Source organism: Enterococcus viikkiensis, assembly GCF_005405345.1.
In the GTDB taxonomy this organism is placed as follows: domain Bacteria; phylum Bacillota; class Bacilli; order Lactobacillales; family Enterococcaceae; genus Enterococcus_A; species Enterococcus_A viikkiensis.
This window is the reverse complement of the sequence record NZ_BJDW01000009.1, coordinates 42,239-69,003: the sequence shown is the minus strand read 5'-3', so window position 1 is coordinate 69,003 and position 26,765 is coordinate 42,239. Positions and strand designations below refer to the sequence as shown.

Sequence of the window (26,765 nt, the reverse complement as noted above, 5' to 3'; positions counted from 1 at the left end):
CTCTCTACTCTTCTAATAAGGATTGCACCTCTAAATCTTCAGGCTCTAATTGTAGGTAACTCGTTAAAACTTTGCGAGCCAACTCTATTTGACCGTCTTCTCGTAAAAAGAGGCCGTAAGCTTTTAAGAAATCTGGCTCATGAGCCAACTCTTCATAGGCTTGCTTGTAATACGTACCTGACGCTTCAAAATCTTCTAATTCATTATAAGCTTGCGCCAGATTCCAAGCAGCATAAGGATTGTCCTCTTCATCCATTTGACTGATCATCTCGATTGCCTTATCCGGCTGTTCTTCATTCAAATAAAGATTACTTAACGTTAACAGCGTTTCATCAGTCTTCTCACCTGTTTCAAGTGCTTGCTGTAATAATTCCTCCGCCTTTTTACTGTCTCGTAAACGATAGGCGATCTCGGAGGCTAAATGCAGCAATTCAACTTGATAGGGATTTTCTTTGATGCCCTTTTCAGCAACAGCTAAAGCTTCTTCCAACAGCTCTTCTTCCTTCAAACTGTCTGTCAAATAATAATAAACACTTTGATATTGCGGATCAAGGGTTTCTAATTCTTGTAAATAATTGATGGCTTTTTGATGATCATGGAGCTGATAATAGGTGAAGCCTAGTTGGAATAAACGATCGGAAGTATGCTCTTTTTCTAAGGCTCGTTCTAGAAATGGAATTGCTTCTTCAAAGCCTCCCATCATACTGTAAGCTGACCCAATTCGTTCATCAAGCGATATATTGGCGATTTCATCGATCCCTTGCTTTTGCAGTTGTCCATAATCATTAATGGCCTCGCCTAATTGATTGGTAGAAAAATGCAATTCCGCTAAAGCAAAAGTAATCAATGGTTCTTCTGGCGCTAATGTTTTAGCTTGTAATAATTTCGCTTCGCTGACTTCTGGAATTCCCAACACTTGATAAAGATCAGCCGTCACTAATAAGCTCTCTAAATAATTTTCGCTATCTGGCTGGATCTGTTCCAAATATTCAAAGGCCTTATCAATATCGTCTTCTTCAATCGCAATTTCAGCTAATGAAAGATAAAACATATCCTCCTCAGGAAAGTCCGTCAATAATTTTTCTAAAATCCGTTGTGTCTCGGCTAAAAAGCCTAAACTTTGTAATTCCTCCGCTAAACTCGCCAATAATTCTGGCGAATCTTTTTTTAATGCTTCTTCAAACATCAAATTCGCTTCGGATAATTCTTCTTCTCTTAATGCTGTTAGCATTTTTTCGCTATAACTTGCCATCTATTCTCCCCTGATCTCTGTGACGATTTTTTGATACACTTCAAAGGTCTGAAGCAATTCTCTTTGTGTCGGAATTTTTTCAGCCCCGACTTCGCCGATTTGGTTCAACCCTAACAACGGTTGCTCCTCGGCTAATACAATAATCTGCTGACCATAATCAGCCAACGAGATTCCCGCTGGCACAATGATTGGAAATCCTAATCGCACCAACCATATCATAAAATTTTTAAAATTGAAATGAACATTACCTGCAACAACATTCCACGACAATTCAAAGAGCAACCCAAACATTGTCTTCATGCTATTCGACAATAAGGAGCCGTTTTCTGTTTGAAAAAAAGCCCGCTCAAAGGTCTTGCCAAAATGACGTAATTGTTCACTATGAGTCCCATAATAATTTAATAAAGTCTCACTAAAGGCGGCAAAGGATTGTTGCAGTAGCTCCTCTCTTGTTGGAAAGTTCAGGTATAAACTTTGTAAAAAGGAATAATCGCAAACAATCCCGCAACGGATCAACGTCAATAAATCGACCATTTTACCTGTCGTTTGCTGATCCGCCAACGTATGATCAAATAAAATACTTTGAGGTGCTTCAGTGATTTCCATTACTGTCATCATCGTCTTATCGGAAACGATTTGGTCCACAAAAGATAAACTCTGCGCAAAAGAACGTAAGGAGACCGGTAGTAGACATAACTCAGCTTTGATTGGTGTAACGTGCTGAGTGAAAGCCACTAGCTCCATCACTCCTTCATTTCCAATACCGAAGAAAATCGCCTGCTTTGATCCACGGAATCGCTCTAAAAAACGAGTCAATTCCTGAAAATTATTCATCGTGTTACAATATCGATTGTTCGGTGTGATATACCATTCATGATCACTAGTTTTAGGAATAAATTGTCGCAGCTTCTCCGCAAATAAATCATAATAACGCTGGTTGCCGCAAAAAAGGATCTGTTTGTTGGTTAAGTCCTTCTTTCGCATCATGGAGGCCACTGTCTCGCCATAAGTAACCGGTATTTCAAATTTACTGTTTCGATAGCGTACTTCCATTTCCAACACCTCGCTTATTTTCATTTTATACTACAAAAAAACCTCTCGCAACAAATCTGCGAAAGGCTCGTGAAGTTTTATTTCTTTACTGATTCAAAAGCTCAAAAACCTTCGAACTTAGCAATTTATTGATTTGCCGTTGAACCTTGCGGGGGACTTGCTTCCGGTTGTTGAATTTGCGACTGATTTTGTTGTGGTTGGTTTTCCGGCTGAGTCCCTTGCTGACTAGAAGTAGGTGGTGAATTGGGTTGCTGTTGACTTTGACTTGGTACGGTCTGTTGTGGTACTTGCTGTTGATTGTGTTGGTCTTGCTGCGTCACAGGCTGTTGGTATTGTTGATTGGCCTCTTCTTCTACACGCGACAACTCCTCATATGTCAGTACCCCATCATTATTCAAATCTGAAGGTGACGGGGCTTCCTGGATCACCCGCTGTCCGTTTGATAAAACCCGCAACACCGTAACCTGTTCTCCCCACGGTGTGACTAACACCTCTCCAACACTTGAGGTATCTTGTGTTTCTATTGGTTCCGCCGAAGCACTTGAGGTAGAAGAGGTCGCTTCCGTCAATGATAGCGCTCGTTGAGGAATTGCTTCTTCCCCACCAGAGCCATAAAAATAGAAACCCACTAACATTCCGAGTATCACCACTGGAACAGAGAACAACAATATAATAAAATTACGCCGCTTCTTCTTCTTTTCTTCTTGTTCTAATAAAGCATCCGCCTCTATAAAGGCTTGACGCCACTTAGGATCATGCTGTCTTCTTGCTAGAAATTCATATGAATGCCAAGAATCATTCTGTTCAACATAAAATAGTCGCTCCTCCGACATCGCTTCCCCTTCTTTCGCTACTTTTTCTCCTAATTCAAGTTTATCCTATGTAGAACTTTTCGTAAAATAAAATATAAGTTAAAAACCTTGTTAAATAACCCATTTACTTAGAAATAAGCAATAATTAATGGATTGCTACATATTCGAGTAGCTGGTTCATTGATAACAAAATGGCGTGAACGCTCTTAGAAGAAAAGCATTTGTAACAGTCGCTATTTGGTCCGTTTCTCTTCTTTTCAAAACAAAACAAACCCGTCAGAGCCCAAGAGCCCCAACGGGTTTATCGTTGCAATTATTTAACTGCATCTTTTAGCGCTTTACCTGGTTTGAATGCAGGTACTTTGCTAGCTGGAATTTCGATTTCTTCACCAGTTTGTGGGTTACGTCCTTTGCGGGCCGCACGTTCACGTACTTCAAAGTTACCGAAGCCGATCAACTGAACTTTTTCACCGTCAGCTAATGCGCCTTGGATCGTTGAAAATACAGCATCGACAGCAGCGGTAGCGTCTTTCTTAGTTAAGTCAGTAGCTGCTGCAACTTTTTCGATCAATTCTGCTTTGTTTGCCATGAATGAATTCACCTCCTGAGAAATGAGTAATGAGTAATGATGTTTAAAACATCGACTGATAATTGAGTGGTCCAATCATCAGCTTTGAAATATTGATTTGGTCAATATTCTGTTATAACGATAGCATATGAACCTTGTGATAGCAAGGTTTTTAGCTATTAATGACATAAAATTCATGGTTGTTTTAGCATTTAAGAAAAATGATTGTCACAAAAATAAAAGTATGATAAAATGCTTTATTTTCTCCGTCGAGGGATGATTTTAATCGGTGTTCCTTCAAACTCAAAGGCCTTTCGAATTTGGTTTTCTAAGAAGCGAGCGTAAGAAAAATGCATCAATTCCTCTTCATTCACGAAAACCACAAAAGTCGGCGGCTTAACTGCAACTTGTGTCGCATAGAAAATCTTCAAGCGTTTGCCTTTATCTGTCGGAGTCGGATTAATCGCTACCGCATCCATAATAATGTCATTCAACACAGAAGATGGAATACGCAAGTTTTGATTCATGCTAACTTCTTCAATCATTAACGGGATTTTATTTAACCGCTGTTTTGTCATCGCTGAAACAAATACGATTGGTGCATAGTCTAAATAAGCAAATTCGTCCCGAATCTCTTCTTCAAATTTTTTCATCGTATTCGTATCTTTTTTAACTAGATCCCATTTATTAACAACGATGATCACACCACGTCCCGCTTCATGAGCGTATCCGGCGATTCGTTTGTCCTGCTCACGAATCCCTTCCTCACCATTCAGAACAACAAGTACGACATCAGAGCGATCAATTGCCCGCATCGCCCGCATGACGGAATACTTTTCGGTAGTTTCATAGACTTTCCCGCGTTTACGCATACCAGCAGTATCGATCATTGTAAATTCTTGTCCATTCTCACCGACGAATTTCGTATCGATCGCATCACGCGTCGTTCCTTCGATATCAGAAACGATCACTCGATCTTCCCCTAGAATCGCATTGATCAACGAAGATTTTCCAACATTTGGACGACCAATCAAACTAAATTTAATTGACTCGTCTTCCTCTTCGTCATTTTCTGCTGGAAAATGTTTCACAGCTTCGTCTAGAACATCTCCAAGACCAAGACCATGACTACCTGAAACAGGATAGGGTTCACCTAAGCCTAATGAATAGAATTCATAAATTTCATTCCGCATTTCCGGATTATCTACTTTATTAACCATTAAGATCACTGGCTTTTTACTACGATACAAGATTTTTGCAACCGCTTCGTCCGCATCAGTCACGCCTTCTTTACCGCTAGCAACTAGTAAAATAACATCGGCTTCATCAATCGCAATTTGTGCTTGTTGCTTGATTTGTTCCATAAATGGTTCGTCACCGATATCGATCCCGCCAGTATCAATGATTGAAAATTCATGGTCCAACCATTCGCCTTTGGCATAGATGCGGTCGCGGGTAACACCGGGAGTATCTTCAACAATTGAAATACGTTCACCGGCAATTCGATTAAACAACGTTGACTTACCGACATTGGGACGCCCAACGATGGCAATTGTAGGATTTGACATAATTTGATTCCCTCGTTCCTATTAATCTAATGATTCGTTCAAAAAAAATGAGCTGGAGGCTCATAGTAACTACTTATTTTAGTATAGCTATTCACCAAGCTTCAACTTGGCGTTCCGTTAGCAAAACATACTTTAAAAATTAGTGTAATATCAAATGATTGGCATAAATTTCCACAAAATCTATTCTTCGCTTCCATTACCTATCCTTTCGCTCTCCTATAAAACATAAGGAGCAAAATTAGCAGCTGGCTCTCTTTTTTCAAATTCTCCTTAGTTTAACTAAGAAAAGTCCTTCTTGCAAGGGAAGGAGTGCTTTTTCATTCATATTTTCTTAAAAATAAAAAAAGACGTGCACGTGGCACGTCTTCAATCATTCGTTACTTACTCTTGTTCTTCTGAGTCGTCGTTTTTCAATGCATCGCCTAAAATATCACCCATGGTGAAGCCAGTATTTTCTTCTGGCAATTCATAATGTTCTTCTTCAGCTGGCTCTTCTTTTGCTTCTTCTGGTTTTTCTTCCAAAGCTTTGATAGAAAGAGCAACACGATGATCTTCAGGATGAACTTCCAAGACTTTTACTTGGACCTGATCCCCTTCGTGTAATACCTCATGAGGAGTGGCAATATGTTTATGTGAAATTTGAGAAATGTGGACTAAGCCTTCAACCCCTGGGAAAATTTCAACAAAGGCACCAAAGCTTGTCAACCGTTTCACTGTTCCTTCAAGCACAGAACCTGGTGCAGCTTTTTCTTCGATGTCGGTCCAAGGTCCAGGTAAATTGGCTTTGATCGACAAGGAGATCCGTTCCTTTTCAGGATCAACCGACAAGACTTGTACTTCAACTTCATCACCCACGCTCAAGACATCTGCTGGTTTTGCTACGTGACTGTGAGAAATCTCTGATACGTGAACTAAACCATCGATTCCACCAAGATCAACGAAGGCCCCAAAGTCTGTCAAACGGGCAACTTGGCCTTTGATGACTTGACCTTCATATAGATCTGCCAAGATTTCTTTTTTCTTCTCAGCTCTTTCAGCTTCTACCACCGCTTTATGAGACAAGATCAAACGATTTTCAGAGGGTTCGATTTCAATAATTTTAAATTTCAATGTTTTTCCAGTGTAGACTGAAAAATCATCAACGAAATGATCATCGATCATTGATGCTGGAACAAAACCACGAACGCCCACATCAACAACAAGACCGCCTTTCACGCTGCTTGTAACCGGTGCTTCGATAATTTTTCCGTCTTGGAATTCTTGCTCGATGTCTTCCCAAACTTTCTTCGCATCTAGGCGACGTTTAGAAAGAAGATAGCTTCCATTTTCTTTGTCTTTTCCGATAGAAGAGATAACGACTAAATCAAGAATATCGCCAACCTTGACTTCATCATTGAGATCTTCAACAGGCAATGTTGAAAGTTCTTTGGCCGGAACTACACCTTCTACTCCCGCACCTTCAATACCAACGATCACTTGTTTATCTTCTAAGGCGAGCACCTCACCTTTAACAATATCGCCAACTTTTACTTCATGCACGCTCTCCATTGCTGCTTCCATGGAAACATTTTCGTTGTCTATTGAATTTTGTTCTAAATCTGTCATGTCGTTTGTCCTCCTTACCAACAATTCTACGTAAAATACACTACAACATCTATTTTAGAATAATCTAGATGAAAAATAAAGCGATTTCTTCTTTTTTTCAAAAAAATTAGTAGAATTACGCTCTATTTTACAACATTCTCAGTAAATTAAAAACCTTTTGCTTGGATGATGCCTTTAATCTTCGTCACTACCTGTTCGATTGACATGCCAGTCGTATCAACTAACTGCGCGTCTTGTGCTTGGATCAAAGGCGAAACTTCACGATGTGAATCTAAGTAATCACGTTTTGCGATTGCTTCTTTAATCGCTTCAAAATCCATCTGAATGCCTTTGGCTTGGTTTTCTTTATAGCGACGCTGTGCTCGTTCTTCCACACTAGCTACCAAAAATATTTTTACTTCAGCTTGGGGTAAGACTGTTGTACCAATATCACGTCCATCCATGACGATTCCGCCAGTTTTAGCTAGCTGACGTTGCGCTTCGACTAATTCTTCTCGAACCATTCCATGCGCGGATACTTCAGAAACTGCCGCTGTGACATCTGGTTGACGAATCGCTTCAGTCACCTCTTCATCATTTACGAAAACGATTTGACCATGTCCTGATTGTTGGAAGGTGATCGGGTATTTTTTTGTCAGTTCAGCTAAAGCTGCTTCATCTGAGAACGCCACATGATGCTTGATCGCCAAAAAAGTAACCGCTCGATACATCGCACCAGTATCCACATAAATAAAATTGAAGTCGCTGGCTAAAAGCTTGGCTACCGTACTTTTTCCTGATGATGCCGGCCCGTCGATTGCAATTGAAATATTTTCCATTTTCTGCCTCTTTTCAATAAATAAGCCGTAATCGTCAACGATTACGGCAAGGTATTCAACTTATTTAATACGGACTTGCTGTCCTGGATTGAAATAGAAATTATCCACTGTCATTCCGTTTAATCTTAAAAATTCATCCACGCTTAACCCATAGCGTCCAGCAATTTGGCGTGGACCCTCTCCGGCTTCAACAACACCATATTGCGCATTCATCGTGTTTTGATCTTGTTGACCTTGATCAGCTGATGAAGACGGCGTTGTTTGTTGTGCTGCTGCCGCAGATTGAGAAGCTGCTGCTTGAGATTGCGATGCTGCTGCTTCAGCTGCCGCTTGAGATTGTGCTGCTGCCTGTTGATCCGCTGCTTGTTGGTCAGCCGCTTGTTGTGCTGCTGCTGAATCGCTTGAACTTGTACTTTCTTCTGTACTGCTCTCTTTAGTGCTTGTTTTTTCTGTTGAAGAAACTTTTGATACTTGAGTTGTGCTTTCTGGAGAGGCAGCTGGTTTGTCGTTATCACGAGTAATCCAGAAATAGGCACCAGCCGGAATCAAAATAAGGGCTAACAATAACGCGACTAGAATCGTTAAGAATTTCGTATTCCCGCCACCCTTGTTGCCACCACCGTTGCTACGACGAGATTGGCTGCGTGAATATTCTTCTTCACCATCAGATTCATAAATATGTTGATCCCACGGTTCGTTGTTCGTATCATTATAGCGATCTTTTCTACTCAATTTCTCTAACCTCCTAAATGCTATCGTCATGTATTATATCATAGCATAAAAAAATTTTGCGGCATTTTTTAATTTTTCGCACTAATTTTATAAATTTTTTGAATTATCTCCTGCCACTCAAGTCGTCCCACATTATTGTTGGTCGTCACCTCTTTGAATGTTAGAATCGCGCCGTCATTGTCACAGCAATCAGGATTTTTCTGCTTTAGTGTTTCGTCGAAATAAGCCACCAAAAATTCACGGCGACAGTTGGTCGTCGCGATATAATCCAACATTTTTTGCAATTGGATCTTTTTCGTCATGCCTCGCTGATTCAATAAACCCATTAATTCCTGTTCTTCATTGGGAAAAAACTGCTCCCACTTTTTGATCAGTGGGTCTTCGAGGACCAGATCATTGATTTTTTGTTTAATCTCAAAAAGTTTTTTCGATTGGTTGGTCTGCTCTTGCAAAAAATGATGAATGTATTCATCCCCATCCTCATATAACAAAATCGCCTGGCTTGGCCCGCCATCTCTACCAGCTCGACCGACCTCTTGTAAATAATTTTCTGGCGAATCAGGTAGATCATAATGGATCACAAAACGAATATTGTCTTTGTTAATCCCCATCCCAAAAGCATTGGTTGCAATCAGAATTCGTAACTCGCCCGCTAAAAACTGTTGCTGCAGCATTCGCCGTTCTTGTCCGGTCAGACCACCATGATAATAGGCAATCGCCTGTTGGCCTTTAAAGGCTTGATACAGCTCCTCCACTTTTTTCCGCGTCGCGCAATAGATGATTCCTGCGCCTGATAAATTAGTGACTAACTCTTGTAGTTTTTTGAATTTTTCTGTTTGATAGACAAAAAAACGAATATTCGGTCGGTCCACTGAATAAATAAATTCAGCCGCTTGTTTTGTGGTAAATAGCAGGCGCTGAATATCTTTTCGCACCTCATGGGTCGCTGTCGCCGTTAAGGCTAACACCAGCGACCCGCCAATAAAGGCGATCCCCTCCGAAAGCTTCAAATATTCTGGTCGAAAATCGATCCCCCATTGTGAGATACAGTGAGCTTCATCCACGACGATCAGGGCCAGTTGCGCTTTTTGCAAAGTCTTTTGGACATTTGGATTCAAAAACATTTCCGGACTCATAAAAATATATTTGTATTGGTGCAACCGGCTTAACACCCATTGTTGCTCCCAAGTTGAAAGCAAACTGTTCAAAGCAACTGCCCGCTTTTCACCAAATCGCTGCAGTTGAGTGACTTGATCCTCCATCAAGGAAATTAAAGGAGAAATAACGACTACTGTACCATCCAGTAAATAACCGGGGAGCTGATAACACAGCGACTTACCTGTTCCTGTCGGCAGCATTCCTAAAACCGATTCCCCGCTTAACAGTGTTTCAATAATTTCTCTTTGCCCTGGTCGAAACTGATCGTAATTAAATTTCTCTTTTAATAGTTTAGTCAGTTCCATGATTACTCCTTAAAAAGTGAATTTGTGAGAGACGGAAATTCAAATAAGATACTTCATAATCCTGATAATAAGCGTCAATCACCTGCTCTTCCTCTAGTGCTGCAAACGCTACTAGCTCAAAATTTTCAAAAGGAAACATTGGGTCCAGTAATGCCCATTCAATAAAATGATCATTGATTGTGCCTTGTTTCAAGTGTCGTAAGTCCAAGATTTTCGACAAACTTTTTCCAGCTAGAAAAAACTCACGTGTTTTCAGCATACTTTGATTGATGTTTTGCTGATCTAAAGCGGCAATCAAGCGGCTCAGCTCCCCCTGACCAAGTTTTGCTAAAAAAAGATCAATGGAACACTGATTATACAACGATCGCCACGGCTCAGTCTGGTCTGTAAGCAATTGAAACGCCGCTTTTCCTTGAAATTGATGGCCGGAAAATTGATTGGCTAAGAAATTAGCGTTTTCCGTTGGCAATTGCTGCAAGGTCTCCGTAAGCTCCTGTTGAACCCTTTCTACCAGTCCAGTATCAGAGGTGCTTAACCATTTTTTTAACTGCTGTAAATAATAGGGACGATTCTCGATTGGCAAATACTCTTTTTCACCAAAAGACCAATGGCTCGTTACTTGCACAGCAAATAAAATCAGCTGCCAAATATTGTCTCGCATCCGACCATAACGCAAATTGTTTAACCCGCTTAGATCCATTGAGCCTTTAGCCAAATGCTGCTTCCCAGCTTCAGTTAGCCGACCATAGCCTTCATTCACGGTGATTAGTTGCTGATTCATTAATTGCTGCAATTCCTTTTGAAAGACTTCTTCCTTGAGTTGCGGAAAAGAACCTAAGTAGGCTAAATTATCGTAAAAAAATCCATGAAGCAAGACCGAACTGGTTCGTTTTCCAACTAATAAATGGTATAAAGTAGAGATTCTTAACTTGTAGCCAGTCTGAAATAACGTTAAAATAAATAAAGTCATAAGAATAATTCTCCTGTGGAAGGTGAAAAAAATGAAATGCGAAATCATTCCTGAGCGCTGTATTGCCTGTGGCTTATGCCAAACGATTGCGCCAGAAATTTTTGATTATACAGACGATGGACTGGTGTTATTTGTCGGAGAGAAGGAGGCCACTCATGAATTTATCCCATCCAAGCAGCAAGATGCTGTCATCCAGGCCGCTAAACGTTGCCCATCTCATGCAATTTTATATTAGAATTCATAATAACATATTTTAAGCACGGCTTCGCAAACGGACGACTTTCTTACGAAATTTGTCCCTACCCGCTTGAATGAACTAAAAAAATCTCAGACAATTTTGTCTGAGATTTTTTCTTTTAAACTGAATGGTGTTGTGAAGTCAATGTTTTTTTAGATAACCAAGGAAGCAACTTCGCATGCAACACTAAGAATACACCGCTGACAACGAGACCTTTAATGATATTAAATGGTACGATTCCAACTAAAATATAGCGTCCTAAGCCCATCCCTAGCATTTGTCCAGCTGAAAGGCCAAAAGCTTTTAAATAGAGCGGCGTAATCACAAAATAGTTCGCCACACTCATAAAGAGCGTCATAGCTAAAATCCCTAATCCTAGGCCAACAACCCGTTTCGAAGCTGTCTTCTTTTTAAACAACAAGAAGATTGGCAGTGTGTATAATGAAGTGGCGAAGAAGCTAGCAAAATCACCGATCATATTATCAAAAGAAAAGCCGGTCATCGTCAGGTGCAATAATGAGCGAATAAACGCCGTCGCAATACCCGTCACCGGACCAAAAATAAACATGTTAATCAATACTGGAATGTCGCTAAAGTCGAGCTTTAAGAATGGAAACATCGGAACGATTGGAAAAGCGATAAATTGTAAAATCAATCCCATTGCTGCTGCCACCGCGACTGCCGTCATTTTTTGTAACTTTAAGTTCTTCATTTGAATTCCTCCGTTTCGGAATCATCTTCAACGAACTATTTAAGTAAGCTTCACGCAAAAAAACTCTATGCTTCAGAAAAAGCATAGAGTTACTTGAATACAGACTCACTCAAATAAGCTCTATCTTCTTTATCCAGACTCTACTGTCGGTATCGGAATTACACCGAATCGGCTGCTTGCGCAGTTCGCGGACTATACCGCCGGTCGGGATTTTCACCCTGCCCCTGAAGACGAACCTTAAATTATTTTTTTGTAACGTAACTATAACAAGTTTACTATCAAAAAACAAGTAAATACGTTTATTCTTTCGATTGGTTCAACAACGTGTTGATTTCTTTGGTATTCAAACGGCGGAATTCTCCTGGACGCAAACCTTGTAAAGTCAAGTCTCCATAGCGCTCCCGCTTTAGTTTTTGGACAGGTAAGCCCACCGCCGCCAGCATATTTTTAACCTGGTGATTGCGACCTTCATGGATAGTCAGTTCCACGATACTTGTTTCGGCCTTTTTATCCGTTGAGAGAATCTCAAAACGAGCAGGCGCCGTCTTTTTCCCTTCGATCCGGACTCCTTTAGTTAGCGGATATAACGTTCTTTTTTCAGCAAAGCCTTTAACTTTTGCCACATAAACCTTATCAATTTGATGTTTTGGATGGGCCAAACGCTGAGAAAAATCGCCATCATTGGTCAAAAGTAAAATCCCTGAAGTATCATAATCCAAACGACCGACTGGATAGATGCGTTCTGGTACTGTTGCGAAATAATCCGTAACAACTTTACGATTTTTATCATCAGCGACTGCCGAGATTACACCTCGAGGCTTATAAAATAAATAGTAAACAGGTTCCTCTTGATAGATTGGCACCCCGTCAACTTCCACTAGGTCTTTCTTACCTACTTTGGTGCCTAATTCTTTAACAACTTCCCCATTGACTTTGACTCTTCCGCCGGTAATGTAATCTTCGGCCTTGCGTCTTGACGCGATGCCCGCGTGGGCGATAACTTTTTGTAATCTTTCCATTATTGTCCATCCTCTTCTTTAAAGCGATCATAAAACAAATCAAGCGGTTCTTCATCATCCGCTAAATCTTCTTCCATTTTTTGCACGTCCGGTAAGTCTTCCATGTCCTTCAAGCCGAAATAATCCATAAAATAAGTGCTTGTTCCGTATAATATCGCCCGACCTGGACCATCAACTCGGCCTTTTTCTTCAATCAATTGACGAGCCACCAGCGTTTGGACGGCTCCACTTGATTGCACCCCTCGCAACTCATCAATCTCTAAACGAGTCACCGGCTGTTTATACGCAATGATTGAAAGGGTTTCTAACGCTGCTTGACTCAGCCGATTAGCTAAAGGTGAGCGAGCAAAATCCTTCAATAGCGGTGCAAAAACTTTTTTTGTGGTTAAAACAAAATGATTGCCCACTTCTAAAATAGTCAGTGCAGAAGCCTCGTTGCTTTCATAATTCTCCTTCAATTCGCTAACCGTTTCGTAAATTTCCGGCGTCGATTTTTTTAAAGCGAAGGCTAATTCTTCCAGTCCGATTCCTTCTTCCCCCACCACAAAAAGCATGGCTTCAATTTGACTCAATTGATTCATAAAACGGCTCCTTTAAATATCAAAATTGGCGCATAGGTTTCCGCTTGTTTTGCTGTTGCTTGGCCTTTTTTCATTAACTCTAATAAAGCCATAAAGGTGGTGATCACTTCGTCCTTAGTGTATTGCACAAAAAAAGACGCCAATGCCAGCCCTTCATCTTCTGACAGTTTTTCTAAACGGCTGCTAATCTCTGCAACTTTTTGGTCAACAGTGATTGTTTCTGTAGTGACTGTTGTCTCAATCGGCGCACCCTTTTTTTTACGCTGCAACACATCGTGGAGCGCCAAAAAAAGATCAATCGTATTTAGCTGATTTTTAGGCAACGGTAAAATTTCTTCCTCATAATCAGAAAGATCCATTGGTGCCTTCGTATAAAAGAGACTGCGCTCCTGTTCCTTTTCAGATAAAACAGACGCTGCGTATTTATATTTGCGGTATTCTAGCAATTGTTGAACCAATGCTTCTCGAGGATCCTCGCCTTCCTCTTCCTCATATTCAAAATCCAATTCTTGCTTAGGCAGTAGCATCTGACTCTTGATTGACATCAACGTAGCTGCCATTACTATATATTCACCTGCTACTTCCAGTTCCAGTGTTTTCATTGTATGGATAAAATTCATATACTGTTCGGTGACAGCGGCAATCGGAATATCGTAAATATCGATCTCCAATTGCTGAATCAAATGCAGCAACAAATCCAGCGGACCTTCGAAGACATCTAATTTTAAACTAATCGTTTCCATCGTTCGACCGTACCCGCTCTTGCCAATTTGCTAAAAAAGTACACGTAGCCGGCGTGCCAATGATTTTTTTATCAGGATACAGCTGTTGCAGCTCGTCCATCATCTTAAAGCCCACACCTTCTCCGCGATAAGAAGGGTTTAAGCTGATATCATGCAGTACAATTTCCTGATCTTCTAACTGACTGATTCCAATCACACCTTGGACATTATCAGATTGTTCAGCGTAATAGCAAAAAAGATTATAACGATCATCATCTTGATAAGTATCAATCTCTTTTAGTAAATGCTGCTGATCTTTTAAATTAGCATGGAAGCTTAAAAGACCCATCGCGATCTTTCGTTGATTTTTTCGATAATCCGTTAGCATCATTTCTCCTCCTTATTCATTTTAAGAAATCCCTTTTTCAATCGGTCGTTTCTTTTTAAGCTCTTGGGAAAAATTCTTTGTAGACTTCCGTCATTCGGCGTTTCGTAATATGCGTATAGATCTGGGTCGTAGAAATATCCGCGTGGCCCAACAGCTCCTGAACCGTCCGCAGATCTGCCCCATTTTCAAGCAAGTGGGTCGCAAAGCTATGACGCAGTGTATGAGGTGTAACATCCTTTATAATTTCCGCCTTGATTACATATTGCTTGAGGTTTTTCCAAATCCCTTGACGACTCAACCCATGTCCATGATTGTTGACAAATAGATACGGCTCATTCGGTGTTTTCTTCGTCATTAACGGCCGAACTTCCGCAAGATACCGTTCCAACCAATGGATCGCGTAATCACCTAACGGAACGATTCGTTCTTTATCTCCTTTACCAACGGTTTGCAGCAGGCCCATTTCTAAATGGATATCCCCCAACTTCAGGCTGATTAATTCACTGACCCGCAAACCTGTCGCATACATTACTTCCAAAATGGCACGGTCGCGAATGCCTAAATCAGTGGTCGTGTCTGGTGCTGCGATCAAACGTTCCACTTCAGCGATAGAAAGCGTCTGAGGCAGTTTTTGAGCCTTTTTGGGACTATCAATATGCTGCATCGGATCATGATCCGTATACCGTTCTTGACGTAAAAATTGATGAAACCGGCGTAGGCTGGAGATCATTCGGGTTATCGTCGTTGAAGCTTTCCCTGCTTCGGTTAAATTTCCTAAGAAAGCCACAACAAGATATCGATCAACTGCTTGCCATTCCGTAATCCCTTGCTCAGTCAAGAAGGCCAAATATTGTTTCAGGTCTCGTTGATAACTGGTACGAGTATTTTCGGAAAGTCCTCGTTCGATCGATAAAAAATGCAAGTATTCTGTTATTTGTTCTTCCATTTTTTCACCACTTTCCGCTTTATCATACCAAAAAGTCCCTTGAAATGATAGCACGTATCGTGACAAGGGACTCAGCAATTCTATTATAACTGATTCGAATTTTTTTCGAAACTTTACGCTTCTTTTTTTGCTTGGCAGCTTTGGCAGATCCCGTGAAAAGTCAAGCGGTGATCCTTCACGATAAAATGAAACCGTGATTCTACTACACGTTCCACCTCAACTAATAAATCTTCTTCGATTTCTTCGATGTTGCCACATTCCAAACAAAGTAAATGATGATGGAAATGTTCTGCGCCTTCTTTACGCAGATCATAACGCGCCAAACCATCATCAAAGCTAATTTTATTGACGATATGCAGCTCTGTCAAAATTTCCAATGTCCGATAGACAGTCGCTAACCCAATCTCAGGACTTTTTCTTTTCACTAAAAAATAAATTTCTTCGGCGGATAAATGATCCTTTTCATTTTCTAATAAAACGAGAACGGTCGCTTCACGCTGAGGGGTTAATTTGAAGCCAGAATCATGAAGTTGCTTTTTGGTTTTTTGTAAAGCTAGAATTGCGTTCACGAGAACCCTCCTCAATCTACTTTATAATAATTACAAATAAAACAATGCCTTGCTGTTGCTTTTATTAGAATTATTATAGTTTATCAATCTAATTAATGCAAGGTATTCTCAATTAGCTTTTTAAACGAATTTCGCCTTCTGATTGTTCGATCAATTTTTCTTTCAGCAGATGACCGATTGCCCGTTTGAATTGGCCTTTACTGATGCCAAAAGTTTCCTTGATTTCTTCTGGAGCTGACTTGTCCCAAAATGGTAACGTATGGGTGGCATTGCGTTGCAGCATCGTCAAGACCATCGCCGCATCGTCATTGATCATTTCGTAACTTCGCGGTTTCAATGACATATTTAATACACCATCAGGCCGGACACCAATCACCCGAGCCTCAACAACTTCTCCTAAGCGTGGTTCTTGATAACGCTCTGAAGGATGAACAAAGCCCAAGTAGAAATCCTCAGTAATCAAATACGAGCCAGCGACTTTTAAGCGATAAATCGTTCCTTTTTTATTCTCATTTTGCATCTCGCTGTTTCCCATTCGACTCATAGAATGGAAAATTGTTTCATCCGCTAAGACACCCCACATCCGATCCTTCTCATCCACTCGTAGACTGATCATCAGACGGTCGCCTTTTTTCGGCCATAATTCCTTCATACTTGGCATCTCATCTAAAGAAACCACCATATCTTTATCTGGTAAGCCAATATTAACAAAGGCGCCTAAATCACGACGAACATCCGTCACCTCGCCAAAGGCATAGTGGCCGATCCGAACTTTTGGAATCTCCGTCGTAAAGATCGCTTCTTTCTTTTGATTCACGTAGCCGAAGCCCTCAATAGATTCACCGATTTCATGAGGAGCCTCCTCCGTTTTTGCTAGCCGGAAAGTAACCCCGTTTTTTTGCACCAAATACATTGTTTCGTTCTCATCAATAATTAGTCCTGTGAAAACTTGACCTAATAATTCATTCATCTTTTTTCTCCTAACAGCTCGTCTGTTTATTTATTCTTCTACCATTTTACTCTATTTATTTCATGAAGCAATAAAACTGATAAAGGAGCTGGGAAAAAAATACTTTCCTAGCTCCTTTATCTACGAATACTCGTTGTTTTAGAAGTGCGGCTTCAACTATTTGAAGCTGATAACCGCTTCTATCTCAACTTTTTCAAATTAATTTAATTCGGGCCGTTTCCTTTGAACCAACCAGTTTTACAGTTGATTGTGACTAAGTACATCGGCAAATCAGCATCCGTGTAACCTTTTGTCAAAGATGCCCGATTTGAAGTAGCATATAAGTTGTAATAGCCTTCACCATTTTCAACTTTAACCGGTTCTAGGCTATAGCCGCCTTCGACAATGTACCCACGAGAAATACAGGTTTGGATAACTTTTTCCTTCACACCAGGAGCCCAAGCGTAAGCAGCGCTGCTAGTATCGCCAGCTTGGCTACTACTTGGTTTTTGGTTTTGCGCTGCCTTCTCCTGCTCGGCTTTTTCTTGCGCCGCTTTTTCGGCCGCTGCTTTTTCATCAGCTGCCTTTTTCTCTTTCTCTTTTAAAGTTTGATCAACTTTCGTCAATTCATCCTTTTGCGTTTGAACCAATGCTTGATTGGCAACAGCCTTCACCGCGTCATTAGCTGCATTGTATTGTTCGCGATTAACTGAAGCGATCACGTTGCCGTCTTTTAATAATGCATCTGCTTTTTGCTTCGCTGTTTCAATCTTCGCATATTGATCTTTAGCATTTGCTACAGCTTGATTCATTAACGTATTAAACTGAGTGTCCCCAGTATTGATGGTTAAATCGACTGGTTCAGCCGCTTTTAACAATGGCTTATCGGCAAGCTTATCCCCATCGATGGCTGCACTCGTGAATAATTGGTTTACCGATTGTTGAGCCTTTTGCTTTGTGACCAATTCATCGTATTCTTTATTGACTGTATCATAACGCTTATGGCCTTTGTATTGCGCTATCTCATCAGCTAACTGATCGGTATTTTCATTGACCTTATCCGCTGCTAAGAAAGTTTGCTGATCATCCGTGTAAAAGCTGGCGAGATCTCGTTCAATCGTATCGATCGCTTTGTTTTCTTTTTTCACTGTAGCGATCCGTTGCGCTTCGACTTCTTTTTCATGATGATAATAATAACCGCCGCCAATTCCTAAAACCGCCACCGCCGCTAAGGTGATATACAGCTTCTTGCGATTTTTTTTAGGTCCTTCTCCCGTCGGCTTCGATGCTTTGGTTGCTGATTCTGTAGCTACGGCTGGTTCAGTTTCATTGATTGGCTCAGAAGTAACCGCCACTTGCTCAGGCTCTTCTGCCTCTTCAGCTTCTGTTGCAGCTACTAACGGTTCAGGAGCAATGGCCGCTTCTTCAACGTCCTCTGACTCGTTTGAATTAAGGTCGGAGTCGATTGTCGCTTCAACTGATTCAGACAAGTTTTCTGCTGATTCTTCTTTTGACCCTTCATTTTCGTCTGAGGATTGTTCTTTTAGTTCTTCTTTCGGTGAGGCTTCAACTGTTTCAGCTTCAACAGTAGGTACCGTCGCTTGATTTTCTGATTCGGGTTCATTGTCAGACATCGCTTGTGCCGCTTCTTCTATCTCAGGTTCAGTTGACGTTGCTTCGTCTACCTCCGCCAATTTTTCAGCAGGCTCAGTTGGTGTTTCATCTATCGGGGTGCTTTCAGACTTAGGACCGTCTGTTTTATTTTCAGTTTCTAATGGTTTTTCTTCGGGTTCTTCATCAATGACGCCTTCCTTATGCTCACGAATATACCGTGCCAAAATCGGATTCATTTCAGGCATTTCTTCAGTAGAATTTTTTTTATTCTCTTCTTCCTTCATTTTCTCCTCATTTTCTTTAAACATCTTTTGGACGGATTCAATCGGCATATCGGCAAGCTCAGACCACTCGATGGTATCGTTTCTATCTTCAATCTCTTTTTGATCGTTTAACTGTAATGAAAAGCCACACTTCGGACAAGTTGCATATCCTTCGACTGGTTCAAATCCACAGTTAGGGCATTTTTGCAATGAAATCGGCTCCTTTTTTAAAACTTATGCCTTAATCTATCATATGTTTAGGGAAGTTCCAAGCAATTTTTGATTGAATTAATTAAAAATAATGAATTCTATTTAAAGTTTGCATGATCTCTATTCTACCTGTTTATTCTATTTGGAAAGACTATAAAACGGCGCATTTTTTCGAAATCGAACAGAATGCTCTCATCCTTATTCCCTAACTTTTGGATAAAAAAAACTCCTTGAAAATTCTCAAGGAGTTCAGCTCACTTATTCTAAAAAGTCTTTCAATTGTTTAGAGCGTGATGGGTGGCGTAATTTTCGTAAAGCTTTGGCTTCGATCTGACGAATCCGTTCACGAGTAACCCCAAAGACCCGACCAACTTCTTCCAAGGTACGAGTCCGACCGTCATCTAAACCAAAACGCAAACGCAAGACATTTTCTTCACGATCCGTCAACGTATCCAAAACATCTTCTAATTGTTCTTTCAACATTTCAGAAGCCGCATGTTCAGCCGGACTAGTCGCTTCTTGGTCTTCAATGAAATCACCTAGGTGTGAATCATCTTCTTCACCAATTGGTGTTTCTAATGACACAGGCTCTTGAGCGATTTTCAAGATTTCACGAACTTTTTCTGTTGGCAGATCCATTTCCGCACCGATTTCTTCCGGTGTCGGTTCCCGACCTAAGTCTTGCAGTAATTGACGTTGTACCCGAATCAATTTATTGATGGTTTCAACCATATGGACTGGAATCCGAATCGTCCGCGCTTGGTCAGCGATCGCACGAGTGATGGCTTGACGAATCCACCAAGTCGCGTAAGTCGAGAATTTGAATCCTTTGCGGTAATCAAATTTTTCGACGGCTTTCATTAAGCCCATATTTCCTTCTTGGATCAAATCAAGGAATTGCATTCCACGACCGACATAACGCTTCGCGATACTTACTACTAAACGCAAGTTTGCTTCCGCTAAACGTTGCTTCGCTTCTTGGTCACCTTGTTCGATTAACAAAGCAAGTTCAACTTCTTCTTGCGCTGTCAATAACGACACGCGTCCGATTTCTTTTAAGTACATCCGAACCGGGTCGTTGATCTTCACACCCGTTGGAGCGGAAAGATCTTCTTTTTGAGCGGCTTTCGCCGTTTTTTCATTTTGTTTTAAACTAGCCTTTGAAGGTTCACCATTTTCATCAACGACACTGATCCCAGCATCTTCGACTTTTTGGATTAATGCATCCATCGCTTCAGCGTTCAACGCATAAGGAGTCGCCATACGATTGGTTAGTTCATCATAAACCACCTGTCCCAAAGGTTTCTTTTCCTTGATGAAGGCTGCTAAAGCTTTTTGGTACTCTTTGTTGTTTTTTACATCTGCCATAAAATAAATGCCCCTTTCACTTCTAGGCTTGTTTCAAGCGTTTCGTCAACTCGATAATTTGAACGGTCAATTCTAATTCTCGTTGCTGGTTCCCATTTTTTCTGGCCTCAAGCTGCTCTTTTTGTCGTTGTTTGATTTCTTCAGCAATGCCAGCTTGGGAAATGACCCGCGTCAAGTCATAGATCTCACGTTCGTTGCTATCTTCTGACATGGCTATCATAGAGATGTCGATGGCTAACTGCTTCATCGCATCTTCTTTTAAATAGTTCAAGAAGTCCGCTAAAACGAAATTTCCATGAACCATCATATAACTATCTAAGTAAAGAAGCAATTCCTGATAGGAATCGTGGATAAATTGAAACTCATCCTGCACTAATTGCTCACGAATCGAAGGTTCATTCATACTACGATACAATAGCATCCGCTCCGCCTTTTCTTCTTTAGTCAACATTCTTTTACCTGGAAGAGACGGTACAACTGCGATATTGGTCGGCTGTTGGCGTCGTTCTGAACGAATACTCTGACGTACCATTTGCAATTGCTGCTTCAAGCTATCCCGCGTGACATGAAACTCGCTGGATAACTGTCCCAAATATAAATCCTGCTCCACCGGCGACTGTACCTTGGCCAAATCCTGCATCACCGCCTCTAAATAACTCAAGCGGTCCGCTTCATTGTCCAAATTCAAGTCTTTTTTACGATAATGCATTTTAAATGCAAAGGGAGTTTGACGACCATGCCGCAATAAATTTTGTAGCTCAGCCACACCATATTTTCGTAAATATTCATCCGGATCAAGTTTTTCAGGAACGGTCACAGTAGCAAGTTGTAAGCGACTATGAGCACCTAAGATAGTCAATGCGCGATCTGTTGCCGCCTGACCAGGGGTATCCCCGTCGTAGGCAATCACGACTTGACCGGTGACCCGCTCGATTACGGCAATCTGCTGCTCTGTCAAGCTCGTTCCCATTGACGCCAACCCAATTTTGATATCTGCTTGCCAAGCCGCTAAAACATCCATGAAGCCTTCGAATAAAATCGCTTCACCTTGCTTGCGAATCTCATTGCGAGCCTTGTCAAAATTAAATAAAACTTGGCGTTTATTAAATAATTCAGTCTCTGGTGAATTCAGGTACTTTGGCTGATCTTCTCCTGAAAATTCTGCCATCTTTAACCACCGGCCGGAAAAACCGATCACTTTCCCTCTAAAATCATTCAAGGGAAACATAACTCGCTGATAAAAACGATCACTAAAGCTGCCGTCATCCCGTCGGATAAATAACCCACTGCGTTCCATCAACTCCACTGACACTTTATCCTGCTGCGCAATTTGAACAAGAAATTCACGCTGGTTTGGAGCAAAGCCGATCTTGAATTCGCGGATCAAGTCGTCGCTTAATCCTCGTTCGTGAAGATAAGCCAAGGCATCCTCGCCGACTTTTGTATTCATCAATAAGTGGTGATACAAATCTCTCGTATGCTCATGCAATGCAATCAACTGCTGCTGTCCACTAGATGTTTGTGTCACGGGATCAGAAGAAATCTCAATAGCTAAAGGAATTTGTTCCAATTCAGCAACTTTCTTTACCGCTTCAGGAAAACTGATCCCTTCCAGCTCTTGCAAAAAGGTGTACACATTGCCACCTTTGCCACAACCGAAGCAATGAAAAATCTGTTTATCTTCGGCAACTGAAAATGACGGGGTTTTCTCTTCGTGAAACGGACAAAGACCTAAATAATTCTTCCCAGACTTTTTTAATTGGACATATTGGCCAATCACCTCAACGATATTCGTCTTTTCACGAACCTCGTCGATCACCTGTTGGGGAATCCTTTGCGCCAAAACCTCACCCCAATTCCCAAAAAATATGATAACAGCCGTAAAAAAACGCCCTAATTCTTTCTTTAATCAGCGCGATTTTTTTAGACGAACTTATACAGTTATCATTTTAGCATATTTCTTTATTATTACAAGCTTTCCGCTTATACTTTTATCCCTTTTGAAGCCGTTGAAAAAGCGTTAAAAATTGCTTGTTCATTTGGACCATTTCGGCGTAAAACATATTGCCGCCATTTTGGTAAAGATAGCCGCCATTATACAAGACCGATTGGACTTGCATGTAGCGATACATTTGTTGCTGATTATTGCCATATCCTGGTGATAAGACATCCCGAGAATAAGTTTCCGCCAGCTCTACCGTATTTTTACCGCCGCGTTCTTTAACATATTGAATATAATTTGTTCCATAATTATAAGCCTGAATCGCCGTGTTTAAGTCGCACCCCGCCGCTTTGGCTTGTTGATAACTTTCCGAAAAATGCTTCACGCCACTTTCAATGCTTTCTTGTTGACTACTGATTTTTCCACGAGTGCCATATGCACTTTCCGAACTTTGCATCAGATCAATCCCTTTGCCTTTAGACTCCGTATACATGATCCCTAAAATAACATCCGTGTATGCTCCTACACCCTTCTGGTCCGCCAATTTCTGAACCTCCGGGCGATAGCTATTGACGACTTTTGTCTGTTTATATGTTCGTACTGCAAAACTCCCGCCAACTACAAGGATGACGAAAACTGCTAGTATTACGATTATTTTTAATGTTTTCCCGATTAATCTCAACATAAAATCTGCCCAACCATCTCTTTTTTTCTTTCTCCATACTACAAGAACACCTTGAAACTTTGAAAGAGAAATCGATCAGTTTTATATTAAATTAATCATTCTAAAGTTTTCATTTTTTCATTTGATTATATTAATGGGAAATATTCGGAAAAATCGGTATACTTGTTATCGGTAGGTGATCTTGTGAGAAACGAAAAGAAAACGGCACATATGAGTGACGGCTCGGAAATATACTATGAAAAATACGGGCAAGGGCCGGCGCTATTCTTACTCCACGGCAACGGTGGCAGTGGAAAATATTTTTCAAAACAATTAAACAGCTTTAGCAAACATTTTAATGTTTTCGTTGTAGACAGCCGTGGACACGGGCGGTCTACAAATACGCAAAAAGAAACGAGCTTCCAAGTCATGGCAGACGACTTGGCAACCATTATGGACCAAGAAGAGATCCAGCAGGCTGATCTGCTGGGATTTAGTGATGGCGCAAATTTAGCAATGGTTTTCGCTCGAAGGTATCCCGAAAAGGTCGATCACTTAATTTTAAATGCCGGAAATACTGTCCCAAGCGGCGTGCGAGTGCTCCCACATTTATTAAGTTATATCCAATATGCCATTGTTTGGATCGGCGCCTTTATTGATACCGGTATGCGGAACTTCTTGCCAATCTTGCGTTTGCTTTTCCATGATATCGGTTTGACTACGGAAGATTTGAATCAAATCAAAGCACCAACACTAGTTATTGTAGGCAAGCATGACTCGATTAAAACCCAGCATTCGATGTATATCGCCCGGTCAATCCCAGGAGCAAGCTTTGCGATCGTTTCTGGTCAGGGGCATATGTTTGCACGACGCAATCCTAAACGATTCAACCAAGAAGTTTTACAATTTCTTTTAGACAACGAAGGAGTGATCTAATGGGTAAGTTCATCGAATGGTTTAAAGTTCATTTAAATAAGCTTAAAACGATTTTTTTAATTTCCGTTATCGTGATCGTTATTTTCGAACTTTCCAACGTAGCAAAGACGATTTCTATTGATCAACTGTCCACAATTTTTAGTCGAATCAGCGTTGGCAATATTTTATTAATGGCACTCATCGGCCTCGTTTCAATTATTCCTATGATCGGCTACGACTTTACGTTGAATCAAATTCTAGAGCAAAAGCCTAAAAAGCTTTTTGTCTTTGAAACAAGCTGGCTGATCAACACCTTGAATAATATCGTAGGTTTCGGCGGTTTCGTCAGCGCTGGACTACGGTCAGAATTTTACGGTAAAAAAACCTCAGGAAAAAAAGTGCTACAGGCTTTATCAAAAATTCTTGTATTCACCATGTCTGGCTTGTCGATTTACGCGTTGATTTCCTTTTTCTTAGTTATTTTTGATGACCACAATCAATTTCTGCGACAATATTGGATCTGGTTGGTTGGCGGTGGGTTGTATTTCCCTATCATCTTTTGTCTGAGTCTTTTTGGCAAGGGAGAATACTTAGGCGACTTGAAAAGTTCACACCGTTTACAACTAATCGCCACCTCTTTTCTTGAGTGGACAGGTGTTCTTCTCAGTTTTATCGCGACTGGTTTATTGATGGGGATCCACGTAAATATTCGCGATACGGTTCCTTTGTTTATCGCCGCGACTGTGATTGGGATTGTTTCGATGATCCCAGGAGAATTAGGTAGTTTTGATCTCATGATGATCATCGGCCTATCTGCTCTTGGCACTCCACGTGAGACAGTTGTCGCTTGGTTGTTGCTATTCCGACTTTTTTACTATCTGGTGCCTTTCGCGATTGGACTAGTGTTCTTCTTCAAAAATTTGGGATCCACGATCAATCTGCGATACAGCGGCATCCCAATTAGTTTGTTAAAAGAATTGGTTCACAAATTTGAAACGTTCTTTCTATATTTTACTGGAATCATGTTAGTTCTATCCGCAACAATTCCAGAAGCCTTTATCAAAATGCCTTTCTTAGAACATCTGAATCCGATTCGCTCACGAGTAATCGTTGTTTTCCCAGCAATTTTGTTAGGTTTCTTATTGATTGTCTCAGGTCGCGGGGTTGCTGCTCGGGTACGCCGTGTATACATCCCCTCAATCATCGTCTTGACCCTGACTTTCTTGTATTCCTTATTAGCCGGATTCCGACTTTCCACTGGCTTCTTTTTAGCTTTGCTACTGATTTTTGTTATTTTTTCTAAAAATGAATTGTTCCGAGAACAGCTGGTCTATTCTGCGGAATGGTTGACAATCGACGGAGCGATCATGGGGGGCTTAGCGATCCTCTATATCATCATCGGTGTCTATAACAGTCCTAATATTCATCATCGTCATCATTTACCAGAGTTTTTCTTATTCCCTAGCGAACAAATTTGGATCGTAGGCTTTGTCGCTATCTTGATCGTGTCCTTTATTATTTTATTGTTTGTCCGTTTCTTGAAAAATAAACGGGTTCAAATTGGTGACCCTTTGGATGAAGCGCGGGTTCAACATATTTTAACGAATCACGGAGGAAATCCTGATAGCCAACTAGTTTTCCTTAAGGACAAGAAAGTTTTTTATTACAACGACGGTGAAGAAGATACGGTCTTCTTCCAACTATCGACCTTTAATAATAAGATCTTAGTCATGGGTGATCCATCAGGAAAAAATAGTGACTTTGAGGCCGCCACTGAAGCGCTGATTAATGAAGTTGATCGCTACAATTATTTGCCGGTCTTTTACGAAAACAGCGAAGAAATGGTGATGATCCTACACGAATTCGGCTATGACTTCATCAAATTCGGCGAGCGTGCCCATGTTTATCTATCGACTTTTACCACCAGTGGGAAAAAGATGAAAGGCCAACGCGCCAGTGTAAACAAAGCCTTGAAAGAAGGCTATCAATTCGATGTGATCAAGCCACCTTTCTCAGCAGAAACCATGCAAAGCTTACAAACTGTTTCCGATAAATGGTTGAACGGCCGCAAAGAAAAAGGTTTTTCCTTAGGTTTCTTCACAGAAGATTATTTACAGCGAGCGCCCATCGCCGTCATTAAAAATAGTGATTCGGAGATCGTCGCTTTTGCCAACTTCATGCCGACGTACACCGAAAAATTAGGAACGATCGATCTGATGCGTCACGATCCAGATAAAGCACCTAGCGGGACGATGGATTTCCTATTTATCAACTTATTTCAATATATGCGGGATGAGGAAGGCTTGGAATATTTCGATCTAGGCATGGCCCCATTGGCCAATGTTGGTACACAACGAAAAAGTTTTACCCAAGAACGGATCGCTTATCTCGTTTATAATTTTGGCTCCCGTTTTTACTCTTTCGGCGGTTTGAAGGAATACAAAGACAAATACGCGACTGAGTGGCTGCCGGAATATGTCCTTTATTCTCGTGACAGCTGGATTGGTTTCGTTATGATTGCTCTTTTAATCACCGACAATGCGCCGATCCAAGAAGAAAAAAAATACAGCGGCATTCGCCGATTCCTGTTTAAAGAGTAGCAGCTTCTGAAAAGAAGCTGCTTTTTGATTGCTCTTTTTGAAACAAAAAAAAGATCATAGCATCCATTGCCACAATCTCTTTGTCCATGAACGTCCAGTTTCAAAATCGCTCGCGTGACGCCAATCACTCTCCTTAATATAGAGCGGCAGGTACTTCGGTAGATGATGAATCATTGCATCTTCAACAATTTGCTTACCTAATAATTTTGTAGACAACTTGCCGT

At 40.9% G+C, this 26,765-nt stretch carries 25 protein-coding genes and 1 riboswitch; of the genes, 3 read left to right on the top strand and 22 right to left on the bottom strand.

Annotated elements, in window-relative coordinates:
* Positions 1–4: 4 nt before the first annotated feature.
* The 10 genes from FFM67_RS06290 to FFM67_RS06245 all read right to left on the bottom strand — a co-directional run bounded on the left by FFM67_RS06290 (position 5) and on the right by FFM67_RS06245 (position 10,841).
* Positions 5–1,252, bottom strand: coding sequence for a tetratricopeptide repeat protein (locus FFM67_RS06290; RefSeq protein WP_137613726.1), 1,248 nt, complete (start codon positions 1,250–1,252; stop codon positions 5–7).
* Positions 1,253–2,305: a hypothetical protein gene (locus FFM67_RS06285; RefSeq protein WP_137613725.1), complete on the bottom strand. Its 1,053-nt coding sequence runs from the start codon at positions 2,303–2,305 to the stop codon at positions 1,253–1,255. It abuts the gene before it with no gap.
* Between the two features lie 125 nt (positions 2,306–2,430).
* Positions 2,431–3,138 carry a hypothetical protein gene (locus FFM67_RS06280; protein WP_137613724.1) on the bottom strand — a complete coding sequence of 236 codons (708 nt, stop codon included), beginning with the start codon at positions 3,136–3,138 and terminating at the stop codon, positions 2,431–2,433.
* A 292-nt stretch (positions 3,139–3,430) separates the two neighbouring features.
* Positions 3,431–3,706: a non-specific DNA-binding protein Hbs gene (gene hbs / locus FFM67_RS06275; RefSeq protein ID WP_010739427.1), complete on the bottom strand. Its 276-nt coding sequence runs from the start codon at positions 3,704–3,706 to the stop codon at positions 3,431–3,433.
* A 236-nt stretch (positions 3,707–3,942) separates the two neighbouring features.
* Complete coding sequence (der, locus tag FFM67_RS06270) at positions 3,943–5,253, bottom strand: ribosome biogenesis GTPase Der (RefSeq protein ID WP_137613723.1); 1,311 nt, start codon at positions 5,251–5,253, stop codon at positions 3,943–3,945.
* 381 nt (positions 5,254–5,634) lie between these two features.
* Complete coding sequence (gene rpsA, locus FFM67_RS06265) at positions 5,635–6,858, bottom strand: 30S ribosomal protein S1 (RefSeq protein WP_137613722.1); 1,224 nt, start codon at positions 6,856–6,858, stop codon at positions 5,635–5,637.
* Positions 6,859–7,004: 146 nt separating this feature from the next.
* Positions 7,005–7,676, bottom strand: a complete 672-nt coding sequence (cmk, locus tag FFM67_RS06260; RefSeq protein WP_137613721.1) for a (d)CMP kinase — start codon at positions 7,674–7,676, stop codon at positions 7,005–7,007.
* Positions 7,677–7,736: 60 nt separating this feature from the next.
* On the bottom strand, positions 7,737–8,408 hold the full coding sequence (locus tag FFM67_RS06255) for a LysM peptidoglycan-binding domain-containing protein (protein WP_137613720.1): 672 nt from the start codon (positions 8,406–8,408) through the stop codon (positions 7,737–7,739).
* Between the two features lie 68 nt (positions 8,409–8,476).
* Positions 8,477–9,871, bottom strand: coding sequence for a RecQ family ATP-dependent DNA helicase (locus FFM67_RS06250; RefSeq protein WP_137613719.1), 1,395 nt, complete (start codon positions 9,869–9,871; stop codon positions 8,477–8,479).
* Entirely contained in the window at positions 9,858–10,841 is a 984-nt protein-coding gene (locus tag FFM67_RS06245; RefSeq protein WP_137613718.1) for a helix-turn-helix domain-containing protein, read from the bottom strand. Before FFM67_RS06245 ends, FFM67_RS06250 begins: the two co-directional genes overlap by 14 nt.
* A gap of 31 nt (positions 10,842–10,872) precedes the next feature.
* On the opposite strand from FFM67_RS06245, the gene FFM67_RS06240 reads away from it, so the two are divergent.
* On the top strand, positions 10,873–11,076 hold the full coding sequence (locus tag FFM67_RS06240; RefSeq protein WP_137613717.1) for a ferredoxin: 204 nt from the start codon (positions 10,873–10,875) through the stop codon (positions 11,074–11,076).
* A gap of 121 nt (positions 11,077–11,197) precedes the next feature.
* On the opposite strand, the gene FFM67_RS06235 is transcribed toward FFM67_RS06240, so the two are convergent.
* The 12 genes from FFM67_RS06235 to FFM67_RS06180 all read right to left on the bottom strand — a co-directional run bounded on the left by FFM67_RS06235 (position 11,198) and on the right by FFM67_RS06180 (position 23,047).
* Positions 11,198–11,791, bottom strand: coding sequence for an ECF transporter S component (locus FFM67_RS06235; RefSeq protein WP_137613716.1), 594 nt, complete (start codon positions 11,789–11,791; stop codon positions 11,198–11,200).
* Between the two features lie 118 nt (positions 11,792–11,909).
* Positions 11,910–12,027, bottom strand: a riboswitch (FMN riboswitch).
* A 63-nt stretch (positions 12,028–12,090) separates the two neighbouring features.
* The gene (locus FFM67_RS06230) at positions 12,091–12,810 is read right to left on the bottom strand and encodes a pseudouridine synthase (RefSeq protein WP_137613715.1); all 720 of its coding nucleotides are present in this window, start codon (positions 12,808–12,810) and stop codon (positions 12,091–12,093) included.
* Entirely contained in the window at positions 12,810–13,391 is a 582-nt protein-coding gene (gene scpB / locus FFM67_RS06225; RefSeq protein WP_137613714.1) for an SMC-Scp complex subunit ScpB, read from the bottom strand. Before scpB ends, FFM67_RS06230 begins: the two co-directional genes overlap by 1 nt.
* Positions 13,388–14,134, bottom strand: coding sequence for a segregation/condensation protein A (locus FFM67_RS06220; RefSeq protein ID WP_137613713.1), 747 nt, complete (start codon positions 14,132–14,134; stop codon positions 13,388–13,390). The genes scpB and FFM67_RS06220 overlap by 4 nt, the downstream gene beginning before the upstream one ends.
* Positions 14,121–14,501: a GNAT family N-acetyltransferase gene (locus FFM67_RS06215; RefSeq protein ID WP_137613784.1), complete on the bottom strand. Its 381-nt coding sequence runs from the start codon at positions 14,499–14,501 to the stop codon at positions 14,121–14,123. The genes FFM67_RS06220 and FFM67_RS06215 overlap by 14 nt, the downstream gene beginning before the upstream one ends.
* 55 nt (positions 14,502–14,556) lie before the next feature.
* Positions 14,557–15,447, bottom strand: a complete 891-nt coding sequence (gene xerD, locus FFM67_RS06210) for a site-specific tyrosine recombinase XerD (RefSeq protein WP_137613712.1) — start codon at positions 15,445–15,447, stop codon at positions 14,557–14,559.
* A gap of 113 nt (positions 15,448–15,560) precedes the next feature.
* Positions 15,561–16,016: a ferric iron uptake transcriptional regulator gene (gene fur, locus FFM67_RS06205; protein ID WP_137613711.1), complete on the bottom strand. Its 456-nt coding sequence runs from the start codon at positions 16,014–16,016 to the stop codon at positions 15,561–15,563.
* 112 nt (positions 16,017–16,128) lie between these two features.
* On the bottom strand, positions 16,129–16,986 hold the full coding sequence (locus tag FFM67_RS06200) for a CvfB family protein (protein WP_137613710.1): 858 nt from the start codon (positions 16,984–16,986) through the stop codon (positions 16,129–16,131).
* A gap of 203 nt (positions 16,987–17,189) precedes the next feature.
* On the bottom strand, positions 17,190–19,052 hold the full coding sequence (locus FFM67_RS06195) for a cell division site-positioning protein MapZ family protein (protein WP_137613709.1): 1,863 nt from the start codon (positions 19,050–19,052) through the stop codon (positions 17,190–17,192).
* 258 nt (positions 19,053–19,310) lie between these two features.
* Positions 19,311–20,420: an RNA polymerase sigma factor RpoD gene (rpoD, locus tag FFM67_RS06190; RefSeq protein WP_071861166.1), complete on the bottom strand. Its 1,110-nt coding sequence runs from the start codon at positions 20,418–20,420 to the stop codon at positions 19,311–19,313.
* Positions 20,421–20,442: 22 nt separating this feature from the next.
* The gene (gene dnaG, locus FFM67_RS06185; RefSeq protein WP_137613708.1) at positions 20,443–22,263 is read right to left on the bottom strand and encodes a DNA primase; all 1,821 of its coding nucleotides are present in this window, start codon (positions 22,261–22,263) and stop codon (positions 20,443–20,445) included.
* A 148-nt stretch (positions 22,264–22,411) separates the two neighbouring features.
* Positions 22,412–23,047, bottom strand: coding sequence for a lysozyme family protein (locus FFM67_RS06180; protein ID WP_137613707.1), 636 nt, complete (start codon positions 23,045–23,047; stop codon positions 22,412–22,414).
* A 183-nt stretch (positions 23,048–23,230) separates the two neighbouring features.
* Between FFM67_RS06180 and FFM67_RS06175 the strand changes: the two genes are divergently transcribed.
* Positions 23,231–23,962, top strand: coding sequence for an alpha/beta fold hydrolase (locus FFM67_RS06175; protein ID WP_137613706.1), 732 nt, complete (start codon positions 23,231–23,233; stop codon positions 23,960–23,962).
* Entirely contained in the window at positions 23,962–26,541 is a 2,580-nt protein-coding gene (gene mprF / locus FFM67_RS06170) for a bifunctional lysylphosphatidylglycerol flippase/synthetase MprF (protein WP_137613705.1), read from the top strand. Before FFM67_RS06175 ends, mprF begins: the two co-directional genes overlap by 1 nt.
* Positions 26,542–26,765: the final 224 nt, after the last annotated feature.

Bases quoted from the DNA above. Each gene is read 5' to 3' on its own strand.
- FFM67_RS06220 (WP_137613713.1), bottom strand. From the start codon at position 14,134: ATGGAAACGATTAGTTTAAAATTAGATGTCTTCGAAGGTCCGCTGGAT.
- FFM67_RS06180 (WP_137613707.1), bottom strand. From the start codon at position 23,047: ATGTTGAGATTAATCGGGAAAACATTAAAAATAATCGTAATACTAGCA.
- FFM67_RS06250 (WP_137613719.1), bottom strand. From the start codon at position 9,871: ATGGAACTGACTAAACTATTAAAAGAGAAATTTAATTACGATCAGTTT.
- FFM67_RS06235 (WP_137613716.1), bottom strand. From the start codon at position 11,791: ATGAAGAACTTAAAGTTACAAAAAATGACGGCAGTCGCGGTGGCAGCA.
- cmk (WP_137613721.1), bottom strand. From the start codon at position 7,676: ATGGAAAATATTTCAATTGCAATCGACGGGCCGGCATCATCAGGAAAA.
- FFM67_RS06280 (WP_137613724.1), bottom strand. From the start codon at position 3,138: ATGTCGGAGGAGCGACTATTTTATGTTGAACAGAATGATTCTTGGCAT.
- FFM67_RS06245 (WP_137613718.1), bottom strand. From the start codon at position 10,841: ATGACTTTATTTATTTTAACGTTATTTCAGACTGGCTACAAGTTAAGA.
- FFM67_RS06290 (WP_137613726.1), bottom strand. From the start codon at position 1,252: ATGGCAAGTTATAGCGAAAAAATGCTAACAGCATTAAGAGAAGAAGAA.
- xerD (WP_137613712.1), bottom strand. From the start codon at position 15,447: ATGGAAGAACAAATAACAGAATACTTGCATTTTTTATCGATCGAACGA.
- FFM67_RS06200 (WP_137613710.1), bottom strand. From the start codon at position 16,986: ATGAATGAATTATTAGGTCAAGTTTTCACAGGACTAATTATTGATGAG.
- rpoD (WP_071861166.1), bottom strand. From the start codon at position 20,420: ATGGCAGATGTAAAAAACAACAAAGAGTACCAAAAAGCTTTAGCAGCC.
- scpB (WP_137613714.1), bottom strand. From the start codon at position 13,391: ATGAATCAATTGAGTCAAATTGAAGCCATGCTTTTTGTGGTGGGGGAA.
- FFM67_RS06215 (WP_137613784.1), bottom strand. From the start codon at position 14,501: ATGCTAACGGATTATCGAAAAAATCAACGAAAGATCGCGATGGGTCTT.
- der (WP_137613723.1), bottom strand. From the start codon at position 5,253: ATGTCAAATCCTACAATTGCCATCGTTGGGCGTCCCAATGTCGGTAAG.
- hbs (WP_010739427.1), bottom strand. From the start codon at position 3,706: ATGGCAAACAAAGCAGAATTGATCGAAAAAGTTGCAGCAGCTACTGAC.
- FFM67_RS06230 (WP_137613715.1), bottom strand. From the start codon at position 12,810: ATGGAAAGATTACAAAAAGTTATCGCCCACGCGGGCATCGCGTCAAGA.
- FFM67_RS06240 (WP_137613717.1), top strand. From the start codon at position 10,873: ATGAAATGCGAAATCATTCCTGAGCGCTGTATTGCCTGTGGCTTATGC.
- rpsA (WP_137613722.1), bottom strand. From the start codon at position 6,858: ATGACAGATTTAGAACAAAATTCAATAGACAACGAAAATGTTTCCATG.
- FFM67_RS06285 (WP_137613725.1), bottom strand. From the start codon at position 2,305: ATGGAAGTACGCTATCGAAACAGTAAATTTGAAATACCGGTTACTTAT.
- mprF (WP_137613705.1), top strand. From the start codon at position 23,962: ATGGGTAAGTTCATCGAATGGTTTAAAGTTCATTTAAATAAGCTTAAA.